The following is a 16,187-nucleotide window of genomic DNA, read 5'->3' as shown; positions in this document are numbered from 1 at the left end:
ATATAGGTACAATACACTAATTTTTCAATTGAGAAATGATTATTGGGCCCATGCGTTCAACGAATAATTTATAGGCCTTGGCAGATGGGTGCAAATTGTCGGAAGCAACCAAATCTTCGTCTTCTAAACCGCGTCTGGTAATATCGGTAATATTAATAAATTTAACGCCATGTTTATCGGCTAATTGTTGGGCATACGCGTTATATTCATCTATTTCTTTCGAAATTTTTTGCACATCCCAAGCCTGACCAAATGGGGTATAGCCCCAATCAGGTATGGAAATAATAACCAGCCTTTCCGTATTTTCATTTGCTAAATTAAGTGAGCGTTCAAAGAGTTCACTAAATTCTTTTTTATACTTAGAAAACCGTTCGCCTTGATATTGATTGTTCACCCCGATTAATAGAGTAACCAAATCATAGGGTGGTGTGGTGTCGGTATAGTCAAGTGCATCTAAAAGATTGTCGGTTCGCCAACCTGAAGTCGCAATAATTTCAGTCCGCACCTCCGCATCCAATTGATTTTTTAATACAGTACTTAATTGCGATGGAAAATTAGAATCGGGCGGTACACTTGCCCCAATGGTATAACTATCGCCCAATGCCAAGTATTTTACTGTGCCATCGATACTTTCTAAGGTTTTGGACTGCGGAACTTCTTTTTCGTAAGATTCTTGTGGTGCGATTGTTCTTTTACTGCAACTAGTGAATGATACAAGTGCTAAACAGATGATAATATAGATGGTGTGGCTTAGGTTCTTCATAATACTATTTACGAAAATTTCAGGTCATGGTTTTATTAAGGTTACCATGTAACAAAATAGGTAAATTCGCGTCTTATGAATAGCCCAACCTTTTAGTGGTGGGTTCATCAATCAAATCAATCGATTCATTATGAGTTTTTTTAGAGTTTTATTGGCTATTTTATTTCCGCCTTTGTCCGTTATCGGAAAAGGTTGCGGGTCTTTTCTTATTGTTCTACTTTTGACCTTTTGTGGCTGGGTGCCCGGTGTTATAGCCGCATTGGTAATTTTGAACAACCCCAATTAGAACTAAATTTAATGAACTTACTAAAATTGATGGCTGTAGTTATTACTATAGCCTTTTTTACGGCGTGTAACTTCACCGAAGAAATACATTTTAACGAAGATGGAACAGGTAAGATGAACATTGGTTTTGATGGGGGAGAAATGCTCCAAATGTTACCTTCAACAGATTCTACCAAACTGGAAGAAGTTAAAGATTCTACTTTGGTTTTTAAAGATTTGCTTCGGGACAAAAAGGATAGTATAGCTCAATTGTCTCCTGCACAGCAGGCCCAACTAAAAAAGTTAGAGCCCTTTAGCCTTCATATGTTGGTCAATACCGAAGAAGGAATCATGAATTTTGATATGTTCACCAATTTTAAGGACGTTTCCGAAATTAACGATGCTTTTAACGCTTTTCAAAGTGCAAGTAGTATCGGTCCTGTGGCTGGAGGGAAGCCCATGCCCAAGAATTCAGCCAACGAAGCTACAGAGGTTAGCTATAGTTTTAAAAAGAAAAAATTTAAACGCTCCACAGCCATTGTCGACCAAGACTCGTTCAAGCAAAGTATAGATAGCCTATCAAGTGCCGAAATGTTCTTATCCGGTTCTACCTATACCTTTAAATATCATTTTCCAAAACAGATAAAATCTACCAACTTGGAGGAAGCCACATTTTCGATGGACGGAAAAACCATGATTTACAAGGTTAATTTTTTGGAAATGCTCAAAGACCCAGAGTCTATATTGATCGAGGTAGAATTGGAAAATTAGGCCACTACCTTTTCATATCTTTGTATCATGAACAAAAAGGTCTTTTTACAGGATTTGGGATTAAAGGATTATAAGGAAACTTGGGACTACCAAGAGGATCTTTTTAAGAACACGGTAGATTTAAAAATAAAGAACCGTAGAGGGCAAGCCAATAAACCCACGCCTAACCATTTTTTGTTCGTTGAGCACCCTCATGTTTATACACTGGGTAAGAGTGGTGATTATGCTAATCTTTTGATTAGCGAAGAAGAACTAGCTGCAAAAAACGCAAAGTTTTATAAAATCAACAGGGGAGGAGATATTACCTATCACGGACCAGGGCAAATAGTAGGCTACCCTATTTTAGATTTGGATAATTTCTTTACCGATATTCATAAATACCTCCGTTTTTTGGAAGAAATGGTCATTCTCACATTGGCTGAATATGGATTAAAAGCAGAACGCTCAGAAGGTGAAACAGGGGTTTGGTTGGATGTGGGCACCCCGTTCGCTAGAAAAATCTGCGCTATGGGCGTACGTGCCAGCCGCTGGGTAACCATGCACGGGTTTGCTTTAAACGTAAATGCAGATTTAGGGTATTTTGATTTAATGATTCCCTGTGGCATAAAGGACAAGGCCGTTACTTCTTTGAATGTTGAATTAGGAAAACAAGAAGTAGACCTGAACGAAGTAAAAGAAAAGTTGCTGAAACATTTTGAAAGTCTCTTTGAGGCAGAGTTGATAAAAGAAAAAACCTCGGTGTGAGCCGAGGTTTTTTCCTTTAATCTTAATCAAAAGCCCATGCATCGTTCATGTAGCCATCTTCACTTGAATAGCCTCCAATGACCCATAATTTGTTGTCAAAAACAGCGGTGGTGTGCGATGATCTTCCCGAAAAAGGGGCCGTACTAGTAGCCTCGGTCCAGGTAAACCCATCGGCGCTGTACCAAACGTCATTTTTGCGTGTTCTATCATTTCCTCCAATGACCCATAATTTGTTGTCAAAAACAGCGGTGGTATGCCCGCGTCTTCCCGAGAAAGGGGCAGCACTGGTAGCCTCGGTCCAGGTAAGCCCATCGTTACTGTACCAAACGTCGTTTTTATAGGTTCCATCATATCCCCCAATGACCCATAATTTGTTGTCAAAAACAGCGGTGGTGTGCCCAGATCTTCCCGAAAAGGGGGGCGCACTGGTAGCCTCGGTCCAGGTAAGCCCATCGTTACTGTACCAAACGTCGTTTTTATAGGTTCCATCATATCCCCCAATGACCCACAGCTTGTTGTCAAAAACAGCGGTGGTGTGCCCATATCTTCGCGAGAAAGGGGCATCTGCCGTAGCTTCGGTCCAGGTAATGCCATCGTTGCTGTACCAAATGTCGTTTTTAAAGGTTACGTCATAACCTCCAATGACCCATAATTTGTTATCAAAAACAGCGGTGGTGTGTCTAATTCTTTCGGAAAAAGGGGCCGCATTGGTAGCCTCGGTCCAGGTAAGACCATCTGCGCTATACCAAACGTCATTTTTATTTGTATCGTCATAACCACCAATGACCCACATCTTGTTGTCAAAAACAGCGGTGGTATGATTAGACCTTCCCGAGAAAGCAGCAGCAGCGGTTACTGGGGTGTTGTCAAATTTTAGCCCCCTTACGCTAAATTCGTTAACCGTGCTGTTTGCCGTGGCATTTTCGGGATCCTTGGCCACCACTTTCCAGTAATAGGTTTGATAGGTATGCAGGCGCTCTGTTACTTCAAAAGAGGTACTAGTAAGGTCTGCCGTGTATAGTTCAGTAGGGTCCTCTTCTTTGCCCAAATACAGGTCGTAGGTGATTGCATCACCATCTGGGTCTGTAGCTGTCTGCCAACTAAAAGTAGGGTATACGTCTACACCAACGGCACCGGCCGTTACCCCGATCAAATTAAATGGCTCGGGTGCGCGGTTGGCAGGTTCTTCTTCTTCGCTAGGTTTTTCCTCCTCTTTGGGTTGTTCTTCCGCAGCCGGGGGTGGAGCTTCTGGCCCATCGTCTTTGGAACAAGCGGCGTTTAGTAGAAACATACCTAACAGTAGAACGAGGTAGAATGTTGTTGGTGTTTTCATAATATTTTTTTAGGGTGATACGTTTAGTTTCACTTTAATGGTAGCCGAAAGTAAAGGTTAACATTAGGGTGTAAAAAAACTCAGTTTGAGCCGAGGTTTTGCGTCTTTTGGGAGTAAAAAAAAGCTGGCTTTTGACGTTTCTTTAAAGAGGCTCGCTAACAGATTCGGATCTTTACTTATGTTTTACGATCAGTTTTTAGAATCTTCTGATTTAGCATCGCCTAACATCTTACTGAACTTTGTCTTAAGTTCTTCTTTCTTCGTGGGGTCATTGCCTAAATCAATTATTTCGTATTGTTCAGTAAGGGACTGCTTCATTTCATCTGACATATCCATGTTTTCTATCAATTCAAGATAGTTGGTCGCATCGCCTACCGGGTTATCCGCTCCCGCTCCCATCAGATTAAAAACTTCACCTAAGACCTTTGTCTGCTCGTCTAGAAGGTTCATTTGTTTAGTGGTATCTGTTTTTGATTTGTCTTGAGTTTGCTGCGCTTGGCAAAATGTAGTTAAACCAAGGGTGACTATTGTAAGTGTTATTTTAATTGTTTTCATTAGTTTTTGTTTAGTGTTAAAGAATATTACTCATAGCTTTCTTTACAACGTTTTATAAAAACGTTTCTCTTGGATAGAATTTGCACGGAAAGATAAAAGTGGATATAAACCTCAAACCAGGATCAACATTTATGTTTTATCTGCTTAATATGCTATACCATAATAATCACAAACAGCGTAGTAATCATTTATATCGATTCCATTATTTGAAAGTTCTTTTTTAGTGTATTCAAAAGAGTTTTTAATTGATGGTGAACCTGCATTTTTACCAGTTGCTGTATTGGATGGAATAATTACATATCGAAAACGGACTCCTTTATTTTCTGGGTTTAAAGCATCTGGTTCCCAGAGATACTCTCGTGGACTTAAATTGCGATCATAACTATTTATGTTCACATATACCTTAGAAAATGTAGGTCTTATATCAATAGTGATGGACTTGTCTATTGTTTGTCCGTCAACATGATAGCGATAGTAGGGAATGAGGTAAACATGGGAATAAGATGAATTATTTTCATATTGATCATAATAATAAACCAGTAGTACATCTTCATTTACGTTGTAATTACTTAGTGGTAGGGGTAAGGTCTTATGGCTATCACTACTACTCGTAAAATCTGATTCAGTGGGTTGGAACCAATCGGAGGCTACTACATTGGCATTACCGTCTTTACCATCAACTCCATCTTCACCATCTTGCCCAGGTTCTCCTTGTATTCCTTGTTCCCCTTGCAGTCCGTCTGACCCTGGGTCACCATCTTTTGAACATCCAATGGCCAAAAGGCCAATACCTAGAAAAATGCAGGTTAAAAATTTTAATGTAGTTTTCATAATATGTAGAATTTGTTTACGGCTTTTAATGAAACCAGAAATAAAGGTTAACGACCTCGTATAATTTCTTTTTAAAAGAGGTTGTGATTTTTGGGGTATGCTCATTTAGTGAGGTAAAACCAGCTTTTAAATTGCAATTGAATTTTCCATACTGGTTCGGATACTTTTAATTGTTTCAGTTGGATTTTTTTAATATTGAAACAGTATAGTCATGAGTAAGAATAGGGTAATGACGAAGGCTGTTATGAATATCCACTTTAACAATTCTAGTTTTTCGTAAGTGTTCATAATTTTCATTTTTCGGTTCATTATTTAATATGAAAACTTAGAAAGAGGTTAACATGACTGCTACTTTTTATTTTTTAATTGCTACTATATCCTTTCTGAAATTATTAGCTCGTTTTCAGGGTGGGCAAACAAAAAATGTTAAATTAGATGCCACCGCTGTTAACCTTCTCATTAGATTCACATTAAATGGAAAATGAATTAGCTGAAATATCGCTTGATGATTTACGCAAAGGCTCCGATAGGGTTCTTCGAAAGGTTTATGAAGACAATCGTGCAAAGTTCTTGAACTTTGCCAAGCGCTATCATCTTTCAGAAGAAGAAAATGTAGATGTCTATCAAGATGCTTATATCGTTTTTTACGAAAATGTTATGACCGGAAAGCTAGAAAATTTGACCAGCAGCATTTCAACTTATCTGTTCTCTATAGGTAAGTATTTAATTTTTGATAGAATGAGAAAGAATAAAAAATCGATTTCCGGTAGCTATGACCTTTCTAGAGTAAGTGAATCTGATGAACAAATTAGTGCATTTGAACTTGATGGCTCTAATTTAACCCAAGAACAAAAGTTGCTGAAAGAACATTTTAAGACTTTGGGTGGTAAGTGTCAAGAATTACTGACCCTTTTTTACTATCGAGGCTTTACAATACAAGAAATTATGAAAGCCGGAAATTATAATAGCGAAAATGTAGTCAAGGCCGCAAAATCGCGTTGCATGAAGAATTTAAAAGAACGAATCCAAGAAAACACCTACTAATCATGGATAAGGAACTATTATTATACAATTACTTTTCAGGTCAACTAACCGTTGAGCAGAAAATACTCTTTGAAGAACTTCTGAAAACGGATGTAAGTTTCAAACAACAATTCGATTTTGAAAAAGACCTTAAACAGGTCATTCGTAATACGGAAAAGGATGTTCTCAAAGAAAAATTGGCCAGGTTCGAAAAGGAAATTTCATCGGAAGCTCCGGTTCGTACTCTACCCCACACAAACTATAGAAAATGGGCAATAGCAGCCTCAATTGCCTTATTGGTCGGTTTAAGTTGGTTAGGGTACAACAATTTATCCGGACCCAATTATAACGATTTGTTCGAAGAGAACTTTAGAGCGTACCCCAATACAGTCTTCGAAATATCTAGAGGGGAATCTGTTGAGACCATTGAAAGAAGTGCTTTTTCGCAATATGAGTTAGGAAATTATAAGGATGCTTTGGCCGGTTTCGAAAAAATACCTTCGGCAGATAGAAGCGATTATTTAGACTTCTACATTGGAATGTCTTATCTGAATTTGGAGCAATATTCCAAAGCCCAAGATTTTCTTCAGAAGGCGGCTGAGAGCGAATCAAAACTGAAAGCTGAAGCACATTGGTATCTTGCAATGATTTCGTTAAAAACTAAAAATAAGGAACAAGCCTTGCGGTGGCTAGAAATTCTTGTTAATCAATTCGATTACCAAAAAGAGAGGGCGCAAGAAATAATTGAAGCCTTAAACTGAGGCTGCTCTATGGCGTTTGAAATATAGATATCCAAAAAATAATAGCAATAGAATGCCGAGGCAAGCATACGGCATCCATGTATTAATAATAGATGGTTTAAGAGGGGCCGTATTACCACTGATAATATATCCTGCCCAATAATAGGGGTGTACCCGCGCATTGTCCTCATTGTTTTCTAAAAAATGTAGTTTGGCTTTTCTGAGGGCTTCGTCTTTACTGTTAGCCAGAGACAATTCTTTATAGAATTGACCCATAATTTCTGATGATGCTGCATCGTTTATTTTCCATAGCGTGCTACTAATGCTTTGTGCTCCGCCATAGAAAAAGGCGCGTGACAAACCTAGAAACCCCTCGCCTTTTTGCAGTGGCCCTATAGTGGTTTCACATGCGCTCAATGTAATTAAGTTTGCTTTGGTATTCAGGTTATATAAATCGGCCGTAAAAAGAAGGTTGTTGTTCATTTTATCTCCAGACTGGGTGAAAGCCAAATAGGAATATTCTGGAAAAGCATCATCAAAAACGGCGTGCGTTGCAAGATGTAATAGACCGTAGTCGTTTAACTCTTCTTTAAAATGTCGAAGGGTGGCCTGTTGATCTACATAGGTTTTTCCCTCAAAGGATTGAATAATATTGTTTACCTCTGCTTTATTATGTGGAAGGGGAAATAATCCTGAGCGTTCTACCTCTATTTTAGAATTGCCTTCAAAAGTAGGGGCAAAGGCCAAAAGTTTTGAGTTTTCTATAAGGTCGTCATTGATTTGATTCAATAGAGTGGCCGAGTTAACGTAACTAATAGAGGCATTTTGTATCAAGTAAGAGTCCGAAGATTCATCGATCAGCACCCCAAAGGGTATATAGTTGAGAGGTCCATCTGGTATAATAATCAGTTTTTTCAATACTCTATCGGAGGATAGAATTGGTTTTATAAGTTGCCGGTGTAGCGATTTTGCAAATTGCGTAACTTCATTTAGGTCAGACTTTGAATCGGATATTAAATTTCTAAATTCGAGAATGTCGTCAACCAGGTTTTCCGTCTGCGGTATACGAACAAACGAATTTGTGTCATTAGTGATTAATATGGCATAGATGGCCTCGTCTCCATAAAAATAATTGATTAGTGCTTCCTCATTTGATAGTAACTGCTGTGCTTCCGATAGGTTGATTACCTCCGAATTGTATTTAAGGTCGTAATATTGGGGATGGTCGTTTTCAATTTTTGAAATGAGGTCTCTATGACCTTTTTTTAGTGAGAATATGCGATTCTGAAGGGCTGGGTTTTCTAGGTCTATATTTAATTGCTTTTCTACTTGGGTAATCTCTGCCTTCAATTGTTTTTCTTTATCGAGCAGTTCAGGTGGTATTTTGGCAAACTCGGTGGCTTTCGATGCCAAAAGGGCCTCCATTAATAGTACTGATTTACTTTTCTCGGAATATTGAAAAGCTTTTTCAAGGTATCCTTCGTCTTTGGTTTCGTTAAATAAGATAAAAGCGGCTTTTAGGCCAGATTCGAACAACGGAAACGCTTCTTCGATCAGCAATAACTTGTCCGAATGACTTTTAAAAGTTGGTTTTAGGCTGTCTAACATAGCTATGCCCATTTCAACACTTTTTAAGGCTGCTATGCTTTGGTCGCCAATTTTGTTCAGTGATGACGATTTGTTATTTAAGATTTGTACCACCTTATGTTGATTGACCTCCGAAGGGGTGCCCAATATTTGCTCAAGTGCCGAGTCGTAAGATGCAACGGCCTTTTTATGTTGCCCAAAATGGTCATGCAACAGCCCCGTTTTGTTTAAAATGTGCGCAATTTCCCAATGTTTATGGTCTTCCCATTTCTCTTTGGCATGTAAAAGGGCCTTTTCATAATCTCGTAGGGCTTTCAGATATTCCCCCTTATGTTGTTGGGTTTCTGCGCTTACCTGATAATAACTTGATAGACTCGGGGAGGTTTGGTTCAAAAGGTTTTTGGTGATGTTCAAATAAAACACCGCACTATCAATTTGGGCTAGGTTGTTGTGGTTCTGAACAATATTTAAAATTTTGGGAATACCACTTTCTTCGGCATGTCTCAGAATGTAGTTCAGATTTTTAAGCAAGTACGAGTTAGCTTCTTTATACTGTTTTTTCTTTTTTAGTACTTCGGCAATTAGATCATAATTGTCATAAAGAAATCTTTTCTCATCTGGAAGGTTATGTTTTAAAAACCGGATGTTACGCTCGTAATAATTGTTTGCAAGGTTGAGCTTTCCTTCATCGGCGTACATTTTAGCCAAATAACTATAGGCCGTAGAAGTATACTGCAACTTTTCAGTAGTATATTCAGGGTCATCAGAATCATTGTTTAAATTCAGGGTCTTATCAAATTCGTTTCGGGCCCTATTAAAATCATTGATTAAGAAAAAATATTGTCCTTTGTGATATAATAAATCGTTTTGGTAGAGTATATTTTCGGGCAAACTTTGAAAATAACTTTTTTGAGCCTCAAATAAAGAGTCTAGAACTAGAAGGTTTTTGTGAAGTGCTTGAAAGTCATTTTGGTATTCTGCCATAACGTTTTTCCCGTTTAGGGCATCGGCAACAGATGACCAATCTTGTTCTAAAACGGCGAGGTCATCAATTTTTTCGAAGTAAAAAAGGGCAGAATCTTTGTTCGAATACAAGTGCTCATATCCTTTGTCGAATAAATAATCCATTCGCTTTTCATAACTATCTTTCTGACCAAAAATCAATAGGGGTAGAAGAAGAAAACTTAATGAAACAAAAGTTCTTACCATAAATAAAGCCTTTGAGAATGGATTGATTCTCAAAGGCCAATTTACTAAAATATGCTGAGCTTATTTCTCTACTTGTATAGAATAGCTGTCCGCTTGTTTCAGGTTATTTAAACGCTGTATGTTGATTACGGCTCCATCTGATATCGAATTTGTAATATTTACCTTTTTGTACATCAGCATGCCTTTCGAGCCTGATATTTCATAAAGATTACCCTCTGTTTTACCTAGTTCGGCCCCATTCTCATCATTTATTACAAGGTCTACTTCATTTAAGTTGTATGATAATATGTATTCTAGACCAACAGGAATAACGCTTGGTTTCGGTGGTCTTGGCCCAATTGGGTTTCTTCTTCCTAGTTTTCCGGTCAAATCATCGAATACAACAACGCCTTCAGCAGTTTCGCTTGCGTCTTCTAAACTTGATACTGTTTCTTCAAATTCCTTTTCAATTTCAGGTGTTCCTTGGTTATTACCTATAATTTCTTTTAGATATTTGACACGGTTTTGTAATGAGTCAATTCTGATTTCGAGTGCATATTTGTAGAGATCGCCTTCAAACATATAATTAGATTCGGTTAGTTCGATTTCTTCAACAGTATTATCATTGTTCCAATACCATAGTTTTGAACAAGATGTCATTGCAATGGTTACTATTAGTAATAAGGTGATTTTTGTTTTCATGATCTTTAAATATTAAGTGTTGGTTATTAATTTATTTATTTAGAATATTTAGTAAGCTGCATACTACTCATTAAATCACCATTGCCTTTATAAGTCTCTTGCTTGACCATGCCCACACCTTCGGCCAACCACTGGCGACTCGGGAAAGTATGTGTGGTACCCATAGTTTTAGATTCGGTATCTGAATAGATAACATAACAGGTGAAATCGCCAGCGGGGGTAGTGACGGTTTCTTCTTTTTCTACCTTTCGATTGATCATGTTCACCTCAATTTTCATATTCATACCAGCCATATTGATGGCCATATTTACATTCGCATCATCAAGATTTTGACCTGTGCTCAAATCATTGGGTATTTCGATATCGGTGCCGGTTATTTCATATTCCATATCACCGAATTGGTCGAGCATTTTTTGGGGCATTATAGAATTGTAATCTATTTTAATGCCGTTACCGATGCAGGTGAAGTTATAATCTGACTCAAATACCTCCTTACCCTTCTTATCTGTAAAACTCATATGCATTGTGGCTTCGGTACCTTCGCCGGAATTCGCTACCCCTATAATTTTATAATCCATCTTACCATCGGTTTTCCCTTTTTTATCGTACATAGTGTATTGAAAAGATACTCCCTCCTCCAATGGGTAATACTTGCTACAACTATCTTGAGCTTTGGAAACGGTTAAGGTAAATGTGAATAATGCGATTAATAAAAATGTCTTTTTCATGATAGGTTAAATAATTAAAGATTCTATTTTTTAATTTAAATTATTGTTTGATGAATTCTACACGTCGATTTAGGGCTTTGCCATCTGGCGTGTTATTGTCTCCTACAGGTTCTGATTCTCCCTTGCCGGCTACGCTCAATTTTTTTGAAGAAACATTATATATATTGACTAAGGCATCTTTTACCGCTTCTGCTCTTTTTTCAGAAAGAGCCATATTAGCGCCGTCGTCTCCATCACCATCCGTATGACCAACAATTTTGAGGTTTATAGAGTCGTCTTGTTGTAAAACTTGATATATCTGCCGAATAATACCCATTGACTGAGGCTGAATATTGGCCGATCCACTATCGAAAAGAATGCCATTGGTTGAGATTTTTCCATCGGCCAATAGTTTTCTGCGTAAGTCAACACCGCCTTTGGCAATTTTAATGTTGCTTATATAAATAGACTCTTTGTCGGTGTCTATACCTCTAAGCATAAATTTAATACCTTGCATCTTTATACCTTGTGGCAACAAACGCGGAACATCAACATATTTGCTTTCGTTAAGCCATAACCTAAATCTTTGCCCGTTTACGGCTATTGAAACGCGGTGCTTCTGTTTTACTGTACTACGTACATCGGCCTGGGTTTCATTATAGAAACCTCTTTTTCCGGAAATATTATTTTCAATCACGAAGCCCCTTTCAATAAATTGACAGAACGAGTACTCTACCTTGCCCCAATTTTGCCCTTTCTCGAAGGTGTTGTTATCGACCACTGTAATGCCCAGATACGAATGAGATGAAGTTTTTTTGTCTATGCCAGATCCTACTACGTCAAACTCTAAAGTGAATTCATCAGGTAGATTTGTAATGTCTGGTATATAGAAAGATCTGCTGCCGGGTAATAATTTAAGCCATTTATTTTCATGTCCCTCGATGTTTACCAAGTCACCACCGGCGTTGGTATTCCATCTCGATGGAAAATCGCCAACAAATTCATGTGAAAAATCATCGACAAATAGGGGTGCATCTCCGGGTACAAAATCGAACTTGCTATATACGCTAAGTGATTCAGGGTCGTTGGAACTAGATGGAGGTGAACCATTAGTTTGTTTGGATTTTGAATCTTGATCGGTTTGGTGGTCTTGACTGTCTGGCGATGGACTGGTATTTGGTACTGGGTTTTGTCTTTTGTTACTGCCCTTTGCTCCAGGTTCGAAAATACTGTCTAACGCTTGGTCGGTTTTTTCAGCGGTTTCTTGTTCAACGCGACGTTCAACAGTTCTTTCGGCGGCTCTTTCGGCGGCTTTACCCAGTTTTTTAAGAAATTGTGCATTCGCATTTGACGCCAGTAAAAAAATGGCGGCCAATGTCAGTGCTGATTTAAAGAAGCTTAAATTAAATTTCATTGTTACATCAGTTTAGTGTTTTGGTTTTTTAGAGAGCGAACCCGACGATTCTTATATTCCCTACTTTATCCTCACTATTTAATGTCAATAACCTTTGAAGGTTAACATCAAAACTAATTCTTAAGTAACATGGCCCAATTAATGTCGTGTTATTGGGCTCTTAAAATTGTATGAATGGTATAAATAGTTGTGTGATTGGTTGTTGGTCAACAACTTTACTTTGTAAGAAAACGGTTTTTAAAGTTTCAATTGTAATTGTTCGGGTAAAAGACGAAAACTTTTACGATGGTATTTTGTTATACCGAATTCGCGTATTGCTTCACGGTGTTCTTTAGTGGGGTAGCCTTTATTTTTTTTCCAATTATACATCGGGTATTCGTCGTGTAGCTTTTCCATATAAGCATCGCGATACGTTTTTGCTAATACTGAAGCTCCTGCGATGCTCATATATTTTCCATCACCTTTAATGATACATTCATGAAGAACATTTTTATAGGGTTTAAATCGGTTTCCATCCACAATAATGAATTGAGGTGTTTCGGTCAGTTGTTCGATGGCTTTGTGCATTGCTAGAATTGATGCGTTAAGGATATTAATTTTATCAATTTCTTGAGGATAGATATGAGCCACGGCAAAGCAACTACAGTCTTTTTCGATTATAGGTCTCAAGAGATTTCGTTTGATATGTGATAGTTGCTTTGAGTCATTAAGCACGTCGTTACTGAAACCTTCGGGTAATATAAGGGCAGCTGCTGTAACTGGCCCCGCAAGACACCCACGACCAGCCTCATCTGTGCCGGCTTCGAATGAGTTCAGTTTGTAAAAAGGTTCTAGCATTTTGTTGACTGTTCTTGTGAATCTGCTTCCAACATACATATAAAAGTTTTAATAATAAAGGTGTGTTGGTACGAGCAATAAACTTTCACATTTAATTACGAACTAAAAAAATTAACTTTACAGCCGTAATCTGCATGAATGAAATATTTTCTTTTTATCCTTTCACTGAATTTTTTCAGCCTACAACTTTATTCGCAAGAAGATTCCATTCCGCCTCGGCGCAAAATAGATACTTCAAGAACTCTAGGGCCTAATCGAGAAATTGGACAAAGGCCAGTTCCGACCGATACTACTGCAAAAAAAATAACAATAAAAGATTATAAGATAATTTCATATCAACGAGATACAATCTACTTAGATACTACGTTGACCATTCAAAAGGAATATAAATACAATTTTCTGAGGAAAGATGATTTTGAATTGATGCCTTTTGCAAACGTTGGTCAACCATATAATGAGTTGGGGGTCGATTTAAGAAGTTCTAGCCTATACCCTCATCTTGGTGCATCTGCACTTCATACCAATTATATAGAACTGGAAGATATCAAATACTATAATGTGGCCACACCCATGTCAGATTTGTTCTTTAAAACTACATTTGAACAAGGGCAGTTGTTAGATGCATCATTGGCCTTTAATACTTCTCGACGCTTAAACTTTTCAATAGCATTTAAGGGGTTCCGGTCTTTGGGCAAATATCAGTTCAATCAAGCCGAATCGGGCAACTTTAGAACGACCACCAATTATATTACGGCGAACGGGCGATATAGTCTAAGGGCCCATATTGCTGCTCAAGATATCGACGTTCAAGCCAATGGCGGACTCACAAGTGAAGAGGTGCAGTTTGAAAGTAACGACCCTGAATTCTCAAATAGGGTCAAGATCGATGTGCGATTCAATGATGCAATGAACAGAATCTTGGGTAAGCGTTATTATCTAGATCACCTGTACAAATTGGTCAAAAAGGATCAAGATTCTAGTAGGGCAGAGAAGACTTCTTTGGGGATCGGTCATGAGTTCAACTATGAAACTAAATATCATAGTTTTAATCAAACAGCCGCAGACACTTATTTTGGTGATGCTATTTTAACCGCCATTTCCGATAGGGCCAATCTGAAAACTATGTACAATCAAGTAAATGCAGAGTTCTATAATGCTACATTAGGAAGACTTCAAGGCAATATATCTTTATATAACTATAACTATTTTTTCAACAGTATCTTAATTACCGAAGATGGTACGACCATTCCCAATAAATTAAATGGTGAAGAAGTGGCGGTCGGTGCAGAATACGAAAAAAGAATTAAGGGTTTTGACTTCAGGGCAAAAGGAAAATATAACATCTCAGGCGAACTCGGAGGAAATTTTATTCAAGCATCGACTTCTTTCGTATTTAAAGAAAAACACAAACTTTTTGCGGGGGCTCACGTATCTGAACAAATGCCAAACTTCAATTTTTTATTGAACCAAAGCGATTATGTCGATTACAATTGGTTCAATCTGGGCACATTTGAAAAAGAACAGGTATATGGCCTAAACGTAGGCTTCGAGTCAGAGGTCTGGGGTAATCTTTCTTTAAACTATACTACAGTGGGTAACTATACCTATTTCGGCACCAATGCAGAAGCAACGGCCGAATTAGATGGTGAGAGCTCTATTTTACGCCCCATGCAAGAGAGCAATGTTCTAAATCACACGAAATTAAAATATAATAAAGAGCTCAAGTTGGGTAAATTCGCATTGAACAATACGGTAATGTATCAGAACGTATCTCAGGCCAATCAGGTGCTGAACGTTCCTGAACTGGTTACAAGAAATACCTTATACTTCTCTTCCGACGTATTTAAAAAGGCCATGTTCTTACAGACAGGCGTGACCTTAAAATACTTCACTTCTTATAATATGAATGGGTATAACCCTTTGTTAGGTGAGTTTTATTTGCAGAATAATGAAAAGTTAGGGGGCTACCCTATGCTCGATTTCTTCATAAATGCTAAAATTCAGCAAACGCGAATCTATTTAAAGGCCGAACATTTCAATTCTTCCTTCGGTGAGACGAATCAATTCTATTCAGCACCGAGTTATCCATACCGTGATTTTGTTATCCGTTTTGGATTGGTTTGGAATTTCTTTTCATAAAACTTCAATTTTTTTCTTTGATTAAGGTGTTGTAAATCAGGGTATTTGTTCGGGGGTCTAAAAAACCTTTTGCAAAAGGGTTGTACAATCGAAAAAGGGGTGTACATTTGCAGCCCGAAAAACAGGTATTATATTTGTTTTTCGGATTTTGAAAGTTCATTGGAATACTGTTTTTTTTGTGCGCCGTCGGCGGAAATATTTTTTTCGATAAAAACGTTGCGGGTTAAAAAAACAGTTGTACATTTGCAGCCCGAAAAACAGCAAGCTGTTTTAGGGAAAAGAGGCTCATTTGCATACTGGTTTTTGGGAAATGTTTTTTCGAAAAAAAATCGAAAAAACGTTGCGAGTTAAAAAAACAGTTGTAAATTTGCACCCGCTTTGAGAGACATACGGCATTTGGATGCCGGGTCGACAAGGGGCGGAGAGGGCCAAAGCCCTCGGGAATTAGAGGAAAAGTTCATTGACATACTGTAGAGACGATAGCGAGCCTAAAAGGCGAGCTACCATATAAGTATTTTGGAATAAAAGAATAGAACACAGATAGAGAGACGGGGCCGGGAGGACTTTATCGGCGTTGGCGCGAAATTAT

15 protein-coding genes are annotated in these 16,187 nt (G+C 38.0%); 6 read left to right on the top strand and 9 right to left on the bottom strand.

What is annotated here, in order from left to right:
- Positions 1–16: 16 nt before the first annotated feature.
- Positions 17–763 (bottom strand): SGNH/GDSL hydrolase family protein, encoded by a 747-nt coding sequence (locus IV512_RS19110; RefSeq protein ID WP_209406275.1) that lies wholly within the window; start codon positions 761–763, stop codon positions 17–19.
- Between the two features lie 130 nt (positions 764–893).
- Between IV512_RS19110 and IV512_RS19105 the strand changes: the two genes are divergently transcribed.
- The 3 genes from IV512_RS19105 to lipB are packed head-to-tail and all read left to right on the top strand — an operon-like array spanning position 894 to position 2,542.
- Positions 894–1,049, top strand: a complete 156-nt coding sequence (locus tag IV512_RS19105) for a YqaE/Pmp3 family membrane protein (RefSeq protein WP_100869533.1) — start codon at positions 894–896, stop codon at positions 1,047–1,049.
- An 11-nt stretch (positions 1,050–1,060) separates the two neighbouring features.
- Positions 1,061–1,798 carry a hypothetical protein gene (locus IV512_RS19100; RefSeq protein ID WP_209406273.1) on the top strand — a complete coding sequence of 246 codons (738 nt, stop codon included), beginning with the start codon at positions 1,061–1,063 and terminating at the stop codon, positions 1,796–1,798.
- A 27-nt stretch (positions 1,799–1,825) separates the two neighbouring features.
- Complete coding sequence (gene lipB, locus IV512_RS19095; RefSeq protein ID WP_209406271.1) at positions 1,826–2,542, top strand: lipoyl(octanoyl) transferase LipB; 717 nt, start codon at positions 1,826–1,828, stop codon at positions 2,540–2,542.
- 22 nt (positions 2,543–2,564) lie between these two features.
- Here the strand turns inward: lipB and IV512_RS19090 are convergent, their stop codons facing one another.
- The 3 genes from IV512_RS19090 to IV512_RS19080 form a co-directional block, all read right to left on the bottom strand.
- Entirely contained in the window at positions 2,565–3,875 is a 1,311-nt protein-coding gene (locus IV512_RS19090) for a kelch repeat-containing protein (protein WP_209406270.1), read from the bottom strand.
- Positions 3,876–4,064: 189 nt separating this feature from the next.
- The gene (locus IV512_RS19085) at positions 4,065–4,430 is read right to left on the bottom strand and encodes a hypothetical protein (RefSeq protein WP_209406268.1); all 366 of its coding nucleotides are present in this window, start codon (positions 4,428–4,430) and stop codon (positions 4,065–4,067) included.
- A gap of 144 nt (positions 4,431–4,574) precedes the next feature.
- On the bottom strand, positions 4,575–5,261 hold the full coding sequence (locus IV512_RS19080) for a collagen-like protein (protein ID WP_209406266.1): 687 nt from the start codon (positions 5,259–5,261) through the stop codon (positions 4,575–4,577).
- A 474-nt stretch (positions 5,262–5,735) separates the two neighbouring features.
- On the opposite strand from IV512_RS19080, the gene IV512_RS19075 reads away from it, so the two are divergent.
- Both IV512_RS19075 and IV512_RS19070 read left to right on the top strand, forming a co-directional pair.
- Positions 5,736–6,305 (top strand): RNA polymerase sigma factor, encoded by a 570-nt coding sequence (locus tag IV512_RS19075; RefSeq protein WP_209406264.1) that lies wholly within the window; start codon positions 5,736–5,738, stop codon positions 6,303–6,305.
- A 2-nt stretch (positions 6,306–6,307) separates the two neighbouring features.
- On the top strand, positions 6,308–7,045 hold the full coding sequence (locus IV512_RS19070; protein ID WP_209406262.1) for a tol-pal system YbgF family protein: 738 nt from the start codon (positions 6,308–6,310) through the stop codon (positions 7,043–7,045).
- Here the strand turns inward: IV512_RS19070 and IV512_RS19065 are convergent.
- The 5 genes from IV512_RS19065 to IV512_RS19045 form a co-directional block, all read right to left on the bottom strand.
- Entirely contained in the window at positions 7,037–9,820 is a 2,784-nt protein-coding gene (locus IV512_RS19065; RefSeq protein ID WP_209406260.1) for a CHAT domain-containing protein, read from the bottom strand. The two genes, IV512_RS19070 and IV512_RS19065, sit on opposite strands and share 9 nt — an antisense overlap.
- 60 nt (positions 9,821–9,880) lie before the next feature.
- Complete coding sequence (locus IV512_RS19060; protein ID WP_209406258.1) at positions 9,881–10,501, bottom strand: hypothetical protein; 621 nt, start codon at positions 10,499–10,501, stop codon at positions 9,881–9,883.
- A 35-nt stretch (positions 10,502–10,536) separates the two neighbouring features.
- Positions 10,537–11,229: a hypothetical protein gene (locus tag IV512_RS19055; RefSeq protein WP_209406256.1), complete on the bottom strand. Its 693-nt coding sequence runs from the start codon at positions 11,227–11,229 to the stop codon at positions 10,537–10,539.
- A 40-nt stretch (positions 11,230–11,269) separates the two neighbouring features.
- Positions 11,270–12,622 carry an OmpA family protein gene (locus IV512_RS19050; RefSeq protein ID WP_209406254.1) on the bottom strand — a complete coding sequence of 451 codons (1,353 nt, stop codon included), beginning with the start codon at positions 12,620–12,622 and terminating at the stop codon, positions 11,270–11,272.
- Between the two features lie 237 nt (positions 12,623–12,859).
- Complete coding sequence (locus tag IV512_RS19045; RefSeq protein WP_209406252.1) at positions 12,860–13,459, bottom strand: ribonuclease HII; 600 nt, start codon at positions 13,457–13,459, stop codon at positions 12,860–12,862.
- Between the two features lie 138 nt (positions 13,460–13,597).
- Here IV512_RS19045 and IV512_RS19040 point away from each other — a divergent pair, with 138 nt between their 5' ends.
- Positions 13,598–15,598 carry a putative porin gene (locus IV512_RS19040; protein ID WP_209406250.1) on the top strand — a complete coding sequence of 667 codons (2,001 nt, stop codon included), beginning with the start codon at positions 13,598–13,600 and terminating at the stop codon, positions 15,596–15,598.
- The last annotated feature ends 589 nt before the right edge of the window (positions 15,599–16,187 follow it).

This window comes from Pseudozobellia sp. WGM2 (genome assembly GCF_017810075.1).
Taxonomy (GTDB): domain Bacteria; phylum Bacteroidota; class Bacteroidia; order Flavobacteriales; family Flavobacteriaceae; genus JADNYK01.
The sequence above is the reverse complement of the archived record's forward strand: the minus strand, read 5'-3'. Positions and strand labels throughout refer to the sequence as shown.